The sequence below is a fragment of the Arthrobacter cupressi genome (assembly GCF_900099975.1).
Classification (GTDB): Bacteria; Actinomycetota; Actinomycetes; order Actinomycetales; family Micrococcaceae; genus Arthrobacter; species Arthrobacter cupressi.
On record NZ_FNEI01000001.1, the window covers coordinates 250,688 to 266,632 of the forward strand.

The window sequence follows — 15,945 nt, forward strand, 5'->3', positions numbered from 1 at the left end:
ACCAGAGGCGCCGCGTGTCGGCTTTTGGCAGGGCCACCCCGAGATCTTCGGCAGCGCAGTCGTACCGCAGGCTGGGCTGCCTGGTTTCTTACTGTGCCCGGCCAGTATCGAGGTCGCCGCCTTCGAGTAGCGGCCGGCGCGTGCGTCCTTTGTTGTTCGTCTCATCATTTCAGTTGTCCACACGGAACAACCTAAGTGCACGCTCGGACATTCTTCGCGCGTCAGAAGAGATTTTCTAATTTCCCCCAGCAGCCCTTTCAGCAATCCGCCCCGCCAGATACTCCGCGTCCAGCCCCACGCCACCCAGCAGCGGAGAATAATGCCCTGTCAGCCACGGCAAGCCCACGGCAAACAGGCCCGGATACTCCGTAACCCCACGCGTATGCCGCGGGTAGTCCCACTCATCCAGGACTGGAATGTCCACGATGCTCATGTCGAGCTTGTAGCCGGTGGCCCACAGGACCGTAGTGATGTTCTCCGCCGCCAGATCCACGCGCGGCGAGGAAGTCTCAGGCAGCCAGTCATCCACCCTCGCCGGTTCGGCCGGCGGCGCAGAAATCCCCGCCGCCGCGATGTACGCATCAAACAGCGGCTGCATCCGCTGGCCGAACCCGGCCTCGACAGCAGCGAGGCGTTCGGGGAGGTCGTCCGTGAAGACGAGTCCGCCGTCGTGGACTGCTTCAAAGTGACCGTGCAACCGCATGCCTTGGCGGCCGAGGTCGCGCAGGTGGATGGCGTGGCCGCCGTCGGTGCCGGAGAGCAGCGGGTTGCAGGCGAAGCGGGCCGCGGGGGAGGGCAGCTGCTCCGTCCTGAAGGCGTTCAGCCCGTACTCGGGCCCGTGGATGCCGAGGTTCAGGATCCAGTGGATGAGGTCGTGCCCGCGGTAGCGGCGGGGCGCCTCCGGGCAGCTGGACACGGCCAGGTGGACCTGCCGGCCGGCCGCGTGCAGTTCTTCTGCGATCTGCCCGCCCGACTGCGCGGTCCCCACAATCAGGACCGCACCGTCGGGCAGCTGGCCGGGGTTGCGGTACTCGTGGGAGTGCAGCTGAAAGATGTGCGCGGGAATCTCCACGGCGAGGGTAGGGATCCTGGGTACTTGGAACGCGCCGGTGGCCAGCACGACGTTGCGTGCCCGCCAGCCGCCGTCGTTGGTCTCGACGGCGAAACCGTCGTCCGCGGGCGAGACTCGGGTGACGTCGGTGCCCGTGCGGACAGGTGCGCCGATCAGTTGGGCGTAGCGGCGGAAGAGGCTCACGACGTCGTCGCGCGGCATGAACGCCTCCGGCTCGGGGCCGTCGTACGGCATGCCGGGCAGGTCGATCGAGAAGTTCGGCGTGTTCAGGTAGAAGCCGTCCCAGCGGTCCTGCCAGGCGCCGCCGAGTTCCGTGCGCCGGTCCAGGAGCACGTGTTCGACGCCGGCCCGGCTGAGCCAGTAGCTCATGGCCAGTCCGGCCTGGCCGGCACCGATGATGAGGGTGTCGGTTTGCTGTGCGTCAGAATTCTGCATGGCTGATTCCTTCGGCCCGTTCCCAATGTTGGCGCAGCGATGCCGCGAGGCGCTCGGGCTCGATGCGGTGCGGCGGGTCAAAGTGGTGGCGATCTGCGAACACTTCGGTCCGGGTGTCGGGGAAGACCGTCGACAGGCGCTCGATGATTTCGCCGAAGTCGTCCGGGTTGCTCAGGCCGCCGAGGACCAGGAGCACCGGCTGCCGGAACTCTGCCAGTTTCTGGCGGTCCAGATCGTAGTTTCGGAACGTCTCGATGAAGGCACGGATGCCGGCCGGTCGCTTGGCCATCCACGGCGGCGGGTCACCGGTGAGCGGCGGCGGAAGGACGACGTCGGCCCTGACGGCCAGCTTCATGAACCCGGCCATGAATTGGTCTTGCGGTAGTTGGTTCAGGGCGTCGTATTGTTGCCACAGCCGTGCGTGCGCGGGACTCCAGTCCCAGCTGCCGGCCCAGGCCGGTTCGAGCAGGGCCAGGCTGGTGAGGCGTTCGGGGTGCTTCGCCGCGAAGGCGATGGCTGCCGCTCCGCCTCCCGAATAGCCCACGAGGTGAAAGGTATCCCAGTGGCGGGCGTCGGCCTCGCGAAGGAGGCCATCGACCTCGGTGTCCAGGCTCCAGCCCGGGGGAGGGGCGTCGCCGGCGTAGAGTTCAAGGTCTTTGGCGATGGCGCGCACCTCCGGTCCCAAGGCTTCGATGAGTGCGCCGTAGGCCGGCTGGGCAGGAAGGACGCTGCCGGGCAAGAGGATGGAACGGGTGGGCTCCATGGCAGAACTGTACGCCTGGTTCGTTGCGCTGGTGAGGGGAGCTGCTGTGGATAACTTTTTTCGAACGTGTGACAAATCCGTTATTCTCGAATTGACGCTTTTCCACTGTCTAGATGAATTCGTTGGGGATCTCGATGACTGAACGCTCCTTTTCCTTTGCCCGCGGCCGTGTTGTCGCCGCCCTTGTAGGAGCCGGTCTCTTGCTCTCCGCGTGCCAAGGAGGAAGCCCGACGCCGGGCAACTCGCCTAGCGCTTCGAGCGCCTCCGCATCGCCTTCGGCGACTCCGTCGCCGTCTCCGTCCGCGAAGTACGTTCCAGCTTCGGCCAAGGGTAAAGCCCAGAACGTCCCGGTTCCCGTGAAGCCCGCTCTGGCCGATCAGAACTCGAAGGCGGGGCTCGAGGCGTTCACGAAGTACTGGTTCGCGCTGCTGGATTACGGGTATGCAACCGGGGACCTCAAGACTTGGATTTCACTTACTGGTCCCAACTGCGAATTCTGCTCGGAGCTCAAAGAAGCCATTGATTCTGTGTACTCCTCCAAGGAGTGGATGACAGGTGGGAAGCTGACGACCCCGAGCGTCGAAGCAAAATGGAAGGCAGGAGCGGCAACACAGGGCGTGGCTGTCCAGGTCATACAAGCGGAGATCAAATACTTCAACGCAAAAGGCCCCGTGGATCGTGAACTTACGCCGGAATCTAACAGCGGAGTGGCATTGATCGCAGAGTTCCGCGGTGGGGCTTGGAAGGCGATAAGTCTTGGCCACCTGGGGTAATGCAGGGATAGCCTGCTTGGCACTTCTCTTGGGCCTAATCGGCTCGGCAGAAAGGGCTGATGCGGATTCGCACAAATCGTCTGCCGGTTTCAAGAAGTCGACGGCAGATGTCGAGCTGACCTACGTTTTCGATCCGGCCACTGGCACCATGATCGAGGCTCCCATTGGCTACGTCGACACCGATCCTTACAAATACGACTACTTACCGCTGTGCGACATCGAACGCGATGGTCTGGACAGCGGCTGTGAATCACTTGCGGTGAACTGCGAGCCGCGCACGCCCGGAGGTAAACGAGGTACTCCGGTTCAATGGCGCTTCGCCCCGAAAGCAATTGCCAATCCGACGTGGTCGGACTGGCAGTCGCAAGGCGGACCTACATGCCTCTACGACCCCGATCCCCAAGCAGTCCTGCGCGCTATTGCCGCGCGCATCGCGAACGACTTCAAGCAACTGCCGATCCAATCCGCGAAGGTGACCGTCCAGCCCGGGCCGCACACCCTCAAGGGAATGGAAACGAACGTCTTCGCCGCGGCAACCGAGCAGGCGTTCGACGTCGTGATCCTGGGACAGAATGTCCACCTGGAGGCGACGCCGGTCGAGTACACCTACAACTACGGTGACGGGACGAGCTTCGGCCCAACCATGTTCGCCGGCGGGTCGATTTCCGAAGACGAATGGGGCACCAAGACCCGGACGAGCCACATCTACAAGCAGACCGGCGACTTCCGACTCACCGTGACCACCGGGTTCCGCGGAACATACTCGGTCAACGGCGGACCGCCGCTTCCCATCACCGGAAACGGTCAGTTCGCCTCGCCCGCGCAGCTCGTCAGCGTGTGGCGAAGCGAGACACGCCAGGTCGCCGACAACTGCATCGAGAACCCCACCGGCTGGGCCTGCCCCAGCAGCGCCGGCAGCAACAAATAGGGCCCTTAACCCAGCCGCGCCCGGTTTTCCGACCTCTCCCAATGGGACAGCAACATTCCCGCCAGGCGCGCCGGTTCGATGCGGTGGGGCGGGTCGAAATGATGCCGTTCCTCGAACACTTCGAGGCGGAAGTCGCGGAAGACTTTCGAAAGCCGCTCGGCCACTTCGCCGTAATCCACCGGGTTGCTGAGCCCGCCGAGGGCCAGGAACACGGGGCGCGGGAACGACGCCAGCCTTTCACGCTCAAGGGCATAGTCCTTGAACGTTTGCATGAACGCCCTGACGCCGGCAGGCCGCTTGCCCATCCACGGCGGCGGGTCACCAGACGGCGGAGGCGGCAGGACGACGTCGGGCTTCACGCCTAAGCGCATGAACGCAGTCATGAACTCATCCGGCTGAAGCAGGTCCAGCTCGTCGTACTCTTCCCACAGTTGGGTGTGCTCCGGGCTCCAGTCCCAACTGCCGGCCCACGCAGGTTCCAACAATGCCAGGCTCTGCACGCTGTCCGGGTGTTTAGCGGTGAAAGCCAGGGCTACGGCGCCCCCGCCGGAGTATCCGAGCAAATGGAACGTATTCCACCTCCGGGCATCGGCTTCGCGCAGGATGCCATCGATCTCGGTATCCAGGGTCCAACCCGGCGGGGGAGCGTCGCCCGAGTAAAGCTCAAGGTCCTTGGCGACGGCATTGACGTCCGGACCCAGCGCTTTAACCAGTGCGTCATATGCCGGTTCGGCGGGGAGGACGGCGCCAGGCAGAAGGATGACCCGCTTCGGTTCCATGGCAGAACTGTACGCCCGCGGCAGCCTGCCCGGGAGGCATCGCAAACCCCGCCTGCCGGGCCCGTCCCACCAGCCCCAGCAATAGCTGATAGTCACATCTAGCCAACGCGCACCAGCAGGAGGAAACTTTCATCCAGCGGGTTCCGATCCGGAACTCTCAGTAGAAGGGTTGATTGATGTTCAAGAGACTTGTTGCCTCTTTGGCGGTCATGGGAACTGCCCTCTCCGCGCTCCTGATAGGCGTCCCCGCCGCCCAGGCCAGCACGGGCGGAACTCCCGACGGCGAGCTGCATCCCAGCGTCGGCATGATCGTCTTCTACCAGCCGGACGGACGCTTCCGGTGCAGCGCCACCCTGGTGTCCCCGACGGTCCTGCTTACCGCCGCACACTGCACCGAAGGAACTCTGGGCAAGACCTTGGTGACTTTCGAATCGGTGGTAGCGGAAGCGCCGCCGTCGGGCCTTCCTGTTGCCGCTGACCCGACCGTCGGCTACACCGCAGCGGACCTCGCCGGCCACATCTACGGCACCGCTTATGCGCACCCGAACTACTCGAACTTCACGGACCTGAAGAACTGGAACGACGTCGGCGTCGTGGTCCTGAGCGAACCGATCAGCAACCCGACGTCGGACCTCGCAGACCTCAACCGGCTTGACCAGATCCCGTCCGGCAGCCTGAGCAGGACGATCTTCACCGGCGTCGGCTACGGCACCGAAGTCCGCAAGCCGGACAGCGGCCCGCAGAAGCCTCAGCCGATGACCTACCCGCTCATCCGCCGCTACTGGGAGGTTCCCGGACAGAAGCTCACCCCGCAGATCCTGCAGGTCAACGGCAACCCCAACGACGTCCGCGGCACCGGTGGCAGCTGCTTCGGCGACTCCGGCGGCCCGCTGTTCCTGGATGGCCAGATCGTCGGCGTGACCAGCTACGGTTACACGGCCAACTGCCGCTACCTCGACGGCTACCAGCGCGTGGACATCCCGGTGGTGCAGGACTGGCTGGCAACCTTCGGGGTCACACCCTGAGTGGCACGGGACGAGTGGTTGCGGAACTGTCGGAAATTTCCTCTGGCCATCTGCGGAAACCTCTGTAGACTGGACGGTGTTGTTGTGTTTGGCATTTGGTAGTTCAGGCAGTTCCCGCGGCTCATCGCCCGCGACTTCTGAAGTAACGGTGGAGAACACCCCACACCGGAGGCCCGACAGTCGGGACAACCCTCCACCTTCAGTAAGGAACTGAAAAAATGGCTACAGGTATCGTCAAGTGGTTCAACGCCGAAAAGGGCTTCGGCTTCATCTCTCCCGAAGATGGCAGCCAGGACGTTTTCGCCCACTACTCCGCAATTAACTCCTCGGGCTACCGCTCCCTCGAAGAGAACCAGAAGGTTTCCTTCGACGTCGAGCAGGGCCCCAAGGGTCCCCAGGCAGTGAACATCCAGGCCATCTAGGTTTCGGATTCACTAAAAAGCAGGGCCGGTCGTTTCGACCGGCCCTGCTTTTTGTTTGCCTGCTTTTCGGGGTGGTTATCCACATAGCATCATTTGTCGGTGTTGCCCGGGGGCGGGCACTCCTACCGTGGTGGGAAAGCCGCCTTCCGAAGGAGCCCCGATGAACAGGATTCTCGCCCCCTTTGTACTACTCTGCTGCTTGGCGCTTGGCGGTTGCGTCTTCCCAGCCGGACCGCCGGAGGTGGGGCATGCGAGCGCCTCACCGACGGGCGAAGTCCCCGCCGCTGTGGAGGCAGAGGCCACGTCTAGCAATCCGCCGTCCGCGAGTGCCGAGGAAGGCCAAGCGAAAATCATGACGGCGGCCGAAACCTGCCGCGAATGGCGGAACCTTATGGGCTTCATCGCCTTTGGTGCGCCGACCGCCGAGGATGTTCTGATTCGTGCAACCAAGGTTTCGGCGGGAGCCCCGGCGGAGTTGAAGGCCGAGTCCGCTACCGCTGCAGAGGCAATTACTTACACGACGCTCAACAAGCACCTTGGCCGCGACATGGGCAACGCCGAACAGGCACTGGTGGAGCTACGGGCTGCCTGCAAAGCCGAAGCAAGCATCGACATCATTCCCTGACATTGCTTGGCGGCGCACTTCTGCTGGAAGCATTGACCCCATGGACGCACCCGCCAACATTCCCGGCATCGAACTTCGCATCAGCATTGCCGGCACCGATCCCCTCATTTGGCGTCAGTTGATACTGCCGGCGATTGCCACGGTCGCCGACTTCCATAGCGCGGTCCAGCGGGCCTTCGAATGGGAGGACCGCCACCTCCACGGCGTCCGCGCCGTCGACCGCGCTGGCCAGCCAGGGCTCACCGACTCCGGTATCAAGTTCCTGCTCGAAGTCCAACGCCGCATGGGCGACCGGAAGTAGGACTGGGATTTGCCTACTTTCCGGCAGTGCCCGGGCATCCGGCGCCGTTCGGGTTCTCCAGGCAGTTCTCCGCGTAGAGGTGCGTTTCCGTGCGCCAGACGCTAATGGGGACGGCGGGGCTGTTGACTTGGGCGGTTCCGATGATGGGGACCCAGGGTCCGCCGTCGACGGAGTATTCGCCGGTGTAGGTGGTGGAGACGGAGATGTGGTAATCTCCGGTCGCGGTATAGACGTGGCTCGTGCGGGTCTCGGAGTCGAGCTCGGCCTGGTCCGGCCGGAGTGGTCCGCCCTGGATGGTGAAGGTTTTCGTAGTGCCGTCGCCGTAGTTCCAAGCGAACGACGACGGGTGGGCCCTAACGCTAATGACCTTGCCGGCGAGCCGGGGTGAGAAACCTTGGTCGCTAACCTCGGCGTAGACGTTGGTGTACGCGCCTTTGAGGGTATGCCGGCCGGGCTGCGTGACGATCTTCGCAGGCTTCAATGCCAGGGAGCGGAACTCGGTGATGCTGAAGGCCGGACGGGAAGGGCCTACCGGGCGGTCGACTGGGTCACTCGGATAAGAACAGGCCTGTGTCTGAAAGGTTTCCCAATTTGAGATACCGTCATTCCGCTTGTAGTCCCAGTCCACCATCGTGCCGCCTGGTTTCTCATTGCATTTGGCATCCAGAAGTGTGCATTCGGCGATGGAGAGGGTGTCTTGACCGACCGCGCAGGTGGGAGTCTTCCTAAACAGGAAGGCGGGCTTTCCAGCAATATCCACCGTGTTCAGAACTGCCGTTTGTTCTGTCTTCGGCAATCCATTGCCAGCCTGGGCTACCGCTTTTCCTCCGTGGAGACTACCCGACTCATTCCTCGCGAGAGCTGCCGACGCTGGGGCGAATAGCAAGAAGACAACGAGGGCAATGACGCCTGTTTTGCGGACACGCTTGTTCATCATGACCCACTCGGAACACCGAAGTCTGCCACGATCCATGAGCCGTTCTTGAACCGTGAGTACATGACGAAGACGTCGTCGCCAGCGGCGTGCCCTTCGTTTTGGCTCACCTGCTTTCCTGTGGAGTCATACTCACGCATCGCGCCCTGCGACACGGTCATCAACGGTGAATAGGTGCCATTGATGTCAGCTTGGAACTTGTCAGAGTACTTCTCAATCTTTAGTTCTCCTCCAACAAACCACCCGTTCTTCTTGTAAGTCTCGGGAATGCCCTCCTGCACGTTCTTGCACGTTTTGCAGCCCGGGACGGTGAGCTTGTTGACGGGACCGTAATCTCCCGTGATGAAGCCGTAGTTCATCAAACTCAACCAGTAGTCCGCAAAGGCGCGGAGGCCTTCCTTCGTCTCCTTCGTCGCAGCCTCCGGCAGCTCCGGCACCGGGATGTTCCGGGCAGGGCCGTTGGACGACGCCGGAGTCGGCTTCGAGGCGTCCGGAGTCGGGGATGCGGAAGTCGCGCTCGGGCTTGCCGACGAAGACGGCGCTGGAGAACCCTGGCACGCGGTCAGCGCCAGCAGGGCAGCAAGAGAAGCGGCCGCAATGGGCGCAAGACGGTGCAGTTTGAGAGTCACGTGGACATCCCCCGAGTCGGTGTGGCTGTGGCGTAAAAGCCCGTTCCCACCCGATTTTACAGAATTGTCACACCGCGCTTTGAGTTATCCACAGAGATGACAGGCGCGGTCACCGTTGAAGCTTCAGCAGTGGCGCCGGTCCCTAGCCCCCGCACGGTCCACCCTGCGGCTTCCCAAGCCGCAGCGTCCAGCACGTTCCGCGCGTCCAGCACCGTCCGGCGTCGTACGAGAGCTCCAACAGCTTCAGGCGAGAGGGAGCGGTATTCCTCCCACTCGGTCAGCAGCAGCACCAGCTCGGCGCCCTCCAGCGCCCGGGTGGTGGAGGACTCGAAGCGCAGCTGCGGGTAGCGCATCCAGGCGTTGTTGATCGCCTTCGGGTCCGTGACGGTGACGTGGGCGCCGGCAGCGGCGAGCTGCAGGGCGACGTCCAGGGCGGGGGAGTCGCGGATGTCGTCCGTGTCCGGCTTGAACGCCGCGCCGAGCACCGTGACGGTGCGGCCGGAGAGGTGCCCGCGGCACAGTTCCCGGGCGACCTCGACGGTGCGGGCGCGCTGGCCCAGGTTGACCGAATCGACGACGCCCATCCATTCCTCCACAGAGGAAACGTCCAGGGCACGGGCCTGTGCTCGGAAGGAACGGATGTCCTTGGGCAGGCAGCCGCCGCCGAAGCCGAGCCCGGCGTGCAGGTAGCGGTTGCCGATCCGCGGGTCCAGGCCCATCGCCTCGCTGAGCTCGGACACGTCGGCACCGGAGGCGTCGCAGAGCTCGGCCATGGCGTTGATGAAGCTGACCTTGGTGGCCAGGAAGGCGTTGGCGGCGGACTTGATGAGCTCCGCCGTCGCGAAGTTGCAGACCAGCCGGGGGATGCCCGCGCTGATCAGGGGCTCGTACACGGCATCCAGTGCCTTCGTCACCGGAACCCCGGCTGCGGAGGAGTTGCCGCCGGGCACGCCGTACACCAGCCGGTCCGGCACGAGGGAGTCCTTCACGGCGGTGCCCTGCCGCAGGAACTCGGGGTTCCAGCCGAGCAGCACGTCGGGCCGGCGGGCCAGGACGCCGCGGAGCATGTCCACCGTGCCGACCGGAACCGTGGACTTGCCTACCAGGACGGCGCCCTTCGCCAGGTGCGGCAGCAGGCTCTTCGTGGCCGCGATCAGGTAGGACAGGTCAGCGGTGTCCGAGGTCTTGGACTGCGGGGTGCCCACGCAGAGGAAATGCAACGAAGCAGAGGCCGCGTCCTCGAACTCCGCGGAGAAGCTCAGCCGCCCGGTGGCGAAGCCGTCCTTCAGGAGCTCGTCCAGGCCGGGTTCGTGGAAGGGCGCGAAGCCCTTGTTCAAATGGGCCACCTTCTGGGCATCCACGTCGATGCCCACCACGGTGTGGCCCATCGAGGCGAGGGTGGCCGCGTGCACGGCACCGAGGTAGCCGCAGCCGATGACGGAAATCTTCATGAGGCAAGTCCTTTGCTGGAAGTCAGGGGCGAGGCCGGGAGGACAGGAACCGGAGGAGCGGGCAGTTCCGCGAGCTCCTCGCCGTCGATCACGGCTTGGTACTGGCGCACCAGTTCGGCGCTGAGGGCGGGCCACGTCCGGCCCTGGACCGAAGCGAGGGCCGCCGTTCCGAACGCGCGGCGCTTGGCGTCGTCGCCCATCAGGTCCTGGACGTAACCGCGCAGCTGGGCGAGGTTCCCCGGCTCGTACAGCCAGCCGGTGCGCGAATTCTCCACGAGGTCCAGGGGGCCGCCGCGGCCGGTGGCCACCACGGGAACGCCGGAGGCCATGGCTTCCTGGATGGTCTGGCAGAAGGTCTCGAATTCGCCCGGATGGACGAAAAGATCAAAGGAGGCCACGGCCTCGGCCAGGGCGTCGCCGCCCAGGAAGCCGGTGAACACCGCGCCGGGCAGGGCAGCCTCGAGGGCCGCGCGCTGCGGCCCGTCGCCCACCACCACAAGCCTGGTGCCGGGCAGGTCGGCGAGGACGGCCAGGTCTTCCACCTGTTTTTCGACGGCGAGCCGGCCGACGTAGCCGATGATCCGCTCGCGGCCGGGGGCCGGGGAGCCGCCGGGAGCTGCGGAGCCGCCGGGAGCCACGGAGCCGCCGGGAGCTGCGGAGCCGCCGGAAAGCACGGAGGTGCGCCACGCCGTCGACCGCTTCGCGGGATTGAAACGCGCGGTATCCACACCGCGCCGCCACATGTCCACGCGCAGGATCCCGCGGCCGCGCAACTGATTCAGCGCGAACGTGGACGGGACCAGGGTCCGGTCAGCCAGGAGGTGGATGTTGTCCACCCGGTTCCAGGCCCAGTTCTCCAGGAACGGCACGCCGTAGCGGCCGGCGTAGCTGGGAACCTCGGTCTGGTAGATGGCCACCGTGGGGATGCCGAGCTGGTGCGCGGCCTGCACGGCCCGCCAGCCGAGCACGAACGGGGAGGCGAGGTGAACGACGTCGGGGGCGAAATCGGCAAGGATGCGCTTGACCCGATTCACACCACCCAACGCAACCCGCACGTTCGTGTACCCGGCGAGCGGCACCGACGGCAGCCGGTGCACGTACGCGCCCTTCACGACGCTCGAAACATCGGTGTCCGACGTCGACGGCGCAATCACCATCACCTCGTCCCCGCGCTCCTGCAGATGCTCCAGCACCCGCAGGATGGAATGCGTTACCCCGTTCATCAGCGGCAGGAATGATTCGGCGACGATTGCGATCCTCACGCTGTCCACGCTCGTGGCGGCGGTTGGCGGCGCGGCGGAAACGGCGTGACGGTGCAGGAAAACTTTGGTGAACAGATGCCCGACGGCGGCGGGCACCGGGGCGGGCCGGCCGGTCTCAGTCCGGCTGGCTGCTGCCCCGCGCCCGCTTCAGATCCTTCCGGAGCCCGCGGTTGTCCGCCCGCAGTTCGCGGTTGTCTTCGGTCAGGCCGCGGTTGTCCTCGGCCAGCCCGCGGTTCGCGGCTTCGAGTTCCAGCACCAGCTTCACCCCGGCCAGGTTCAGTCCTTCATCCAGGAGCACGCCGATCCTGCGCAGCGTGACGAGATTGGCCTCGCTGTAGCGGCGCGTGCCGCCGTCCGTCCGTTCCGGTGTGAGCAGCCCCTTGCGCTCGTACAGCCGAAGGTTCTGCTGGCCCGTGCCGACGAGTTCGGCCGCGACGGAGATGGCGTAGAGGCCGAGCTCGTTGCGTCCGCCGGCCCAGCGGGCCGCACCGCCGTCCGCCCCGGCGGCCGTACCGCCGTCGTGCTCTCCGGCGGAAAACCCGCCACCCAAACCCGCCATGAAAACCCTCCAAAAATCCTCTTGCACCACCTTCTCACCAGTGCTATAAAAAATCTATACCAGCCACCACAGATATGGGGGCTGGGGAACCAACAGAATCAGCATCAAGATGTGAAGGAGTGAGAACCAAATGCTGATGCGCACTGACCCGTTCCGCGAATTCGACAGGCTCGCCCAACAGGTTTTTGGCACAACAGCACGCCCCGCCGGCATGCCCATGGACGCGTGGCAGGAGGGCGAGAAATTCATTGTTGCCCTCGACCTGCCGGGGGTGGCTCCTGATTCCATCGAGCTGGACGTCGAACGCAACGTCCTCACTGTCAAGGCAGAGCGGAAGTCGCCGGCGGGCGAAGACACCGAGATGATCGCCGCTGAACGCCCGCAGGGTGTCTTCAGCAGGCAGCTCATCCTCGGCGACACCCTGGATACTGAAGGGGTGCAGGCCAGTTACGACGCAGGCGTCCTGACGCTCCGCATCCCGGTGGCCGAAAAGGCCAAGCCGCGGCGCATCGAGATCACCTCCAACGAACAACGCCAGGAGATTAGCGCCTGACCCTGCCGCTCCGCCGGAGTTCGCCCGGGGGTGGCCCCGGCGGAGCACACGAACGGGAGCATCGGACCGGCCGCATCGGAAGAAGGGGTGCAGGCTTCGCGCCACACCACAGCGCTTGTTGCGCAGAGGAAACGCGGCCCCCGACGGTGTCTCCCAACGGGCGGCCCCTGGTGCCCTCCGGGGGCCGTCCCCAATTCCGTACCATTCTCACCGGGGGTCTGCCTTGGATAACGGCCACGCCGACTATTACGCAATCCTTGGTGTCCCGCCTGCGGCCACCGCCCGCGAGATCGCCCGGGCGTACCGCGGTTTGCTGCGCCGGCTCCATCCGGACACCCGCCAAAAAACCCACGACGGCGGCACCTCCGGGGCGGTCGACCTCCAGCAATTGCACGCCATTATGCAGGCGTACGTCGTCCTGTCCGACCCGGAGAAGCGGGCGGCGTACGATCGGGAGCTCCCACCGACCCGCCCGGCCGGGACACCCGTCAAGGTGCGGGTCCACCGGGATCCGGTACCGCGGGGTCCCGCCGGGCCGCTCAACTTCGGGCCAACCCGCTGGTCGCCCCCGCCCGGCAACACCTTTCCAAGGAGACCTACATGAGTGCTTGGCGCTCCTACGACAGCCACCTGATGCCCGCGTTTTACGAACGCTTCGAGCAGCGCTGGGGGAAAGGAACGGCGCCGTTCCTGGACCCGGAAGTGCACGAGCAACCCATGCCGCGGGCACAGTGGATCAACGTGGACACAGGCGCAGCCGTGGCCGTGGTGCCGATCTGGACCGACGATCCCGAGCATCGTTCCTTCGGCGTTTTCTACCTTCCACCGGCCGGCGACATCTGGATACTCCGCCCCGGGCCGACGACATTCACCGAACCGGGCAAGGGTGCCTCGCGCGAACAGGTCTCCCTCCGCAACGACGCCTTCAAGAAAGCCGTGAACCACGCCAAGGCGTTCATTTACGGCCCGCAACCGTAGGCGTCTCTCAGCTGTCGTGCCTGAGTTCCTCCGGCAGCTCATCCACGAAGACCGTCTGCGGCGGCTCGAAGTAGATCACCAGGACCTTCTCGCCCACAGGGAACTCGCTGCTCTTGTCGAAGGGGTGGGCGTGGAAGGCGCTGAGCCCGCCCCGGTACGGCAGCATCACCTCGCCGATGGTCCCGGGGCCGATCCGTCCCGTGACGCGGCCGATCCTGCCGGTGAGGCTGTGGTCGACGTTCTTATACATGGCGGCTCAGGACTTGGGCGTGGCCGGGGGACGCTTGGTGCCGTCCTTGCCGTTCTTCAACGCGGATGCCAGCGACGGCAGGAAGTTCCCCACCTGGGACAGGATCCCGCCAACCATGCTGTTCAGGCCCTCGCCGCCGTTCAGCACCGTCAGCTGCCCCACGTGCGCGAACGGCTCGGCGGCCGCGGCGACGATGGCCGGCATGTTCTCCGCCAGCTGCTGGGAAATGACCGCGTCCTGGTTCGTCTCCAGCGCCTCGCCGCGGGCCTTGATGCCCTCGGCCTCGGCGAGGGCCTTGGCCTTCACTGCGGAGGCGGCGGCGTCGCCCCGGGCCTTGGTGGCGGCGGCTTCGGCCTCGCCGGTGACCCGGGTGGCGCCGGCCATGGCGGCAGCGGCCGCCGCGCTCGCCTGCGCCTCCACTTCGAGCCTCCGGGCGTTGGCCTGCGCCTCGAGTTCGGTGCGCTTGGCGCGGGCCTCGGCGGCGCTGATGTCGGCCGCCTTCTGGGCCTCGGCCTCGGTGCGCTGGGCGTAGGCCTTGGCGTCGGCGGGCTTGCGGATGGTGGTCTGCAGCTTCTGCTCCTCGCGGTCGGCCTCGAGTTTCGCCACCTCGGTTTCCTGCACCACCACCTGCTGGCGGGCGGTGGCGTCGGCGAGCGGGCCGGCTTGTGCGGCGTTGGCGCGTGCCCTTTCGGCATTGGCCTGCGCGGCGGATTGCTTGATGGCCGAGAGGCTTTGCGCGTCGGCGATCATTGCCGCGGCCTCGGCTTCCTTCTCGGCGGCTTCCCGGTTCCTGGTGGCCTCGGCGATGCGGGCCTCCATCTTGACCTGGGCGATGTGCGGCTTGGCCAGGTTCTGGATGTAGCCGGTGGGGTCCTGCAGGTCCTTGATCTGCAGGGAGTCCACCACGAGGCCGAGCTTCTCCATCTCCACGCCGCTGGCGCTGCGGACCTGGGAGGCGAGCTTGTCGCGTTCGCGGATGATTTCCTCCACCGTCATGGACCCGATGATCGAGCGCAGGTGGCCTTCGAAGACGTTGTAGACCTGGCTCTCCATCTTGGGCTGCTGGCCCAGGAAGCGCCGGGCGGCGTTGGCGATGAACGCGGGGGAGTCGCCGATCTTGTAGATCACCACGCCTTCCACCACCACCTGGATGCCTTGTGACGTGACGCAGTTGACCTTCAGTTCGGTTTCGTTCAGCGTCAGCGCGAGGGTGCGCACCGTCTGCAGGCCGGGGACCACCAGGGCGCCCTTGCCGGTGACGATCTTGAAGTCCATGCCGTCCGTGTTTTCCAGTGTCCCGCGGGTCAGGCCGGAGATGATGAGGGCCTCGTTCGGCTCGGCCACTTTCCACATCGCCTTGGTCACGCCCCAGATGACGCCGACGGCGATCAGGACGAGAGCAATGACGATGATTACCGGAAGGAAAGCTTCCATGACCTGTCCTCTCAGGGTCAGTGAACAGGCATCGTGGTGGACCCCCATAGGCCGGGCTGCCGGTTCTGTAGACAGTCTGTGCAAGCAGATGCGTGGAAGTCCAGTGATTTTCGACGGGGACTGTGCGGTGCGCGCCGCACTACGCAAACGAGAAGGCTGGCACAGCCCCCGGCAGCTTCGCCGGACCAGCTGTGCCAGCCCTTTTGATGACTCGTTAGATTGAGCTGTGCTCGCTATTCATTGGCCACTCCTCATCGTCCCGGGATTGCCATGTCCGGGCTACTTTCTCCCATCGGTTTGACTGGGCCAGAACATCCAGCCGGCGGTCATCATCAGGATGCCGAGCACCAGGTGCGTCCAGTTGTCCAGGAGGTTCACCGAGAGGAAGTTCGCAGCCGATTCCTCCCCGACGCCCAGCCCGTACGCGCTGATCAGCACATACAGGGCGCCGAAGCCATACAGGAACGCCCGTGCCCCGGACGCCGTGCGGGACAGGAACCAGCCGGCCGTCCCGATGCCCAGCTGCATCAGGTTCAGCAGCATCGACACCTGGAACAGGCCCAGGAGCATGGCATGGGAGTCCGGCCCGAGGAACTGCATCTGCGCGTACTGGGTGGTGATGCCCGGGATGAATCCCAGCACTCCCACCAGCGCCACGAGCAGGGCCACGCCGATGCCTGCGATCTGGATGTCCTGGCGTCCGAAATGGACTCCTGTTGCATGTGACGCCGCGCTGCTCATATGCCCTCCAACCATTCCGTGGGAACTACTC

20 protein-coding genes are annotated in these 15,945 nt (G+C 65.2%); 9 read left to right on the forward strand and 11 right to left on the reverse strand.

Annotation, left to right across the window (positions count from 1 at the left end; all coding sequences use genetic code 11):
* Positions 1-235: 235 nt before the first annotated feature.
* Positions 236-1,507: a flavin-containing monooxygenase gene (locus BLP88_RS01090; protein ID WP_074586226.1), complete on the reverse strand. Its 1,272-nt coding sequence runs from the start codon at positions 1,505-1,507 to the stop codon at positions 236-238.
* The gene (locus BLP88_RS01095; RefSeq protein WP_074586227.1) at positions 1,494-2,270 is read right to left on the reverse strand and encodes an alpha/beta fold hydrolase; all 777 of its coding nucleotides are present in this window, start codon (positions 2,268-2,270) and stop codon (positions 1,494-1,496) included. The genes BLP88_RS01090 and BLP88_RS01095 overlap by 14 nt, the downstream gene beginning before the upstream one ends.
* 134 nt (positions 2,271-2,404) lie before the next feature.
* Here BLP88_RS01095 and BLP88_RS01100 point away from each other — a divergent pair, with 134 nt between their 5' ends.
* Positions 2,405-3,043 (forward strand): DUF6318 family protein, encoded by a 639-nt coding sequence (locus tag BLP88_RS01100; protein ID WP_074586229.1) that lies wholly within the window; start codon positions 2,405-2,407, stop codon positions 3,041-3,043.
* A gap of 16 nt (positions 3,044-3,059) precedes the next feature.
* Positions 3,060-3,971, forward strand: a complete 912-nt coding sequence (locus tag BLP88_RS01105) for a PKD domain-containing protein (RefSeq protein WP_245679727.1) — start codon at positions 3,060-3,062, stop codon at positions 3,969-3,971.
* Positions 3,972-3,976: 5 nt separating this feature from the next.
* Here the strand turns inward: BLP88_RS01105 and BLP88_RS01110 are convergent, their stop codons facing one another.
* Complete coding sequence (locus BLP88_RS01110) at positions 3,977-4,750, reverse strand: alpha/beta fold hydrolase (protein WP_074586230.1); 774 nt, start codon at positions 4,748-4,750, stop codon at positions 3,977-3,979.
* 176 nt (positions 4,751-4,926) lie between these two features.
* Between BLP88_RS01110 and BLP88_RS01115 the strand changes: the two genes are divergently transcribed.
* The 4 genes from BLP88_RS01115 to BLP88_RS01130 all read left to right on the forward strand — a co-directional run bounded on the left by BLP88_RS01115 (position 4,927) and on the right by BLP88_RS01130 (position 7,123).
* Positions 4,927-5,775, forward strand: a complete 849-nt coding sequence (locus BLP88_RS01115) for a trypsin-like serine protease (protein WP_074586231.1) — start codon at positions 4,927-4,929, stop codon at positions 5,773-5,775.
* A gap of 218 nt (positions 5,776-5,993) precedes the next feature.
* Complete coding sequence (cspE, locus tag BLP88_RS01120) at positions 5,994-6,197, forward strand: transcription antiterminator/RNA stability regulator CspE (protein WP_074586232.1); 204 nt, start codon at positions 5,994-5,996, stop codon at positions 6,195-6,197.
* Positions 6,198-6,357: 160 nt separating this feature from the next.
* Positions 6,358-6,822 carry a hypothetical protein gene (locus BLP88_RS18660; protein ID WP_139163263.1) on the forward strand — a complete coding sequence of 155 codons (465 nt, stop codon included), beginning with the start codon at positions 6,358-6,360 and terminating at the stop codon, positions 6,820-6,822.
* 40 nt (positions 6,823-6,862) lie between these two features.
* On the forward strand, positions 6,863-7,123 hold the full coding sequence (locus BLP88_RS01130) for an IS1096 element passenger TnpR family protein (protein ID WP_074586235.1): 261 nt from the start codon (positions 6,863-6,865) through the stop codon (positions 7,121-7,123).
* A 13-nt stretch (positions 7,124-7,136) separates the two neighbouring features.
* On the opposite strand, the gene BLP88_RS01135 is transcribed toward BLP88_RS01130, so the two are convergent.
* From BLP88_RS01135 to BLP88_RS01155, 5 genes are all read right to left on the reverse strand, one after another.
* A complete protein-coding gene (locus BLP88_RS01135; protein ID WP_139163264.1) occupies positions 7,137-7,604 on the reverse strand; it encodes a hypothetical protein in 468 nt (155 codons plus the stop codon).
* 452 nt (positions 7,605-8,056) lie between these two features.
* Positions 8,057-8,686, reverse strand: coding sequence for a DUF6318 family protein (locus tag BLP88_RS01140; protein ID WP_139163265.1), 630 nt, complete (start codon positions 8,684-8,686; stop codon positions 8,057-8,059).
* Between the two features lie 56 nt (positions 8,687-8,742).
* Entirely contained in the window at positions 8,743-10,137 is a 1,395-nt protein-coding gene (locus BLP88_RS01145; protein ID WP_074586238.1) for a UDP-glucose dehydrogenase family protein, read from the reverse strand.
* On the reverse strand, positions 10,134-11,399 hold the full coding sequence (locus BLP88_RS01150; protein ID WP_074586605.1) for a glycosyltransferase family 4 protein: 1,266 nt from the start codon (positions 11,397-11,399) through the stop codon (positions 10,134-10,136). Before BLP88_RS01150 ends, BLP88_RS01145 begins: the two co-directional genes overlap by 4 nt.
* A 115-nt stretch (positions 11,400-11,514) precedes the next feature.
* Complete coding sequence (locus BLP88_RS01155) at positions 11,515-11,958, reverse strand: MerR family transcriptional regulator (protein WP_074586239.1); 444 nt, start codon at positions 11,956-11,958, stop codon at positions 11,515-11,517.
* 130 nt (positions 11,959-12,088) lie between these two features.
* Between BLP88_RS01155 and BLP88_RS01160 the strand changes: the two genes are divergently transcribed.
* The 3 genes from BLP88_RS01160 to BLP88_RS01170 all read left to right on the forward strand — a co-directional run bounded on the left by BLP88_RS01160 (position 12,089) and on the right by BLP88_RS01170 (position 13,489).
* Positions 12,089-12,511 carry an Hsp20/alpha crystallin family protein gene (locus tag BLP88_RS01160; protein ID WP_074586241.1) on the forward strand — a complete coding sequence of 141 codons (423 nt, stop codon included), beginning with the start codon at positions 12,089-12,091 and terminating at the stop codon, positions 12,509-12,511.
* Between the two features lie 223 nt (positions 12,512-12,734).
* Positions 12,735-13,115, forward strand: a complete 381-nt coding sequence (locus BLP88_RS01165) for a J domain-containing protein (RefSeq protein ID WP_074586242.1) — start codon at positions 12,735-12,737, stop codon at positions 13,113-13,115.
* Complete coding sequence (locus BLP88_RS01170; RefSeq protein ID WP_074586244.1) at positions 13,112-13,489, forward strand: hypothetical protein; 378 nt, start codon at positions 13,112-13,114, stop codon at positions 13,487-13,489. Before BLP88_RS01165 ends, BLP88_RS01170 begins: the two co-directional genes overlap by 4 nt.
* A gap of 7 nt (positions 13,490-13,496) precedes the next feature.
* On the opposite strand, the gene BLP88_RS01175 is transcribed toward BLP88_RS01170, so the two are convergent.
* From BLP88_RS01175 to BLP88_RS01185, 3 genes are all read right to left on the reverse strand, one after another.
* Complete coding sequence (locus tag BLP88_RS01175) at positions 13,497-13,739, reverse strand: hypothetical protein (RefSeq protein WP_074586246.1); 243 nt, start codon at positions 13,737-13,739, stop codon at positions 13,497-13,499.
* Between the two features lie 6 nt (positions 13,740-13,745).
* Positions 13,746-15,173 carry a flotillin family protein gene (locus BLP88_RS19205; RefSeq protein ID WP_074586247.1) on the reverse strand — a complete coding sequence of 476 codons (1,428 nt, stop codon included), beginning with the start codon at positions 15,171-15,173 and terminating at the stop codon, positions 13,746-13,748.
* Positions 15,174-15,452: 279 nt separating this feature from the next.
* The gene (locus BLP88_RS01185; RefSeq protein ID WP_074586249.1) at positions 15,453-15,914 is read right to left on the reverse strand and encodes a DUF4383 domain-containing protein; all 462 of its coding nucleotides are present in this window, start codon (positions 15,912-15,914) and stop codon (positions 15,453-15,455) included.
* Positions 15,915-15,945: the final 31 nt, after the last annotated feature.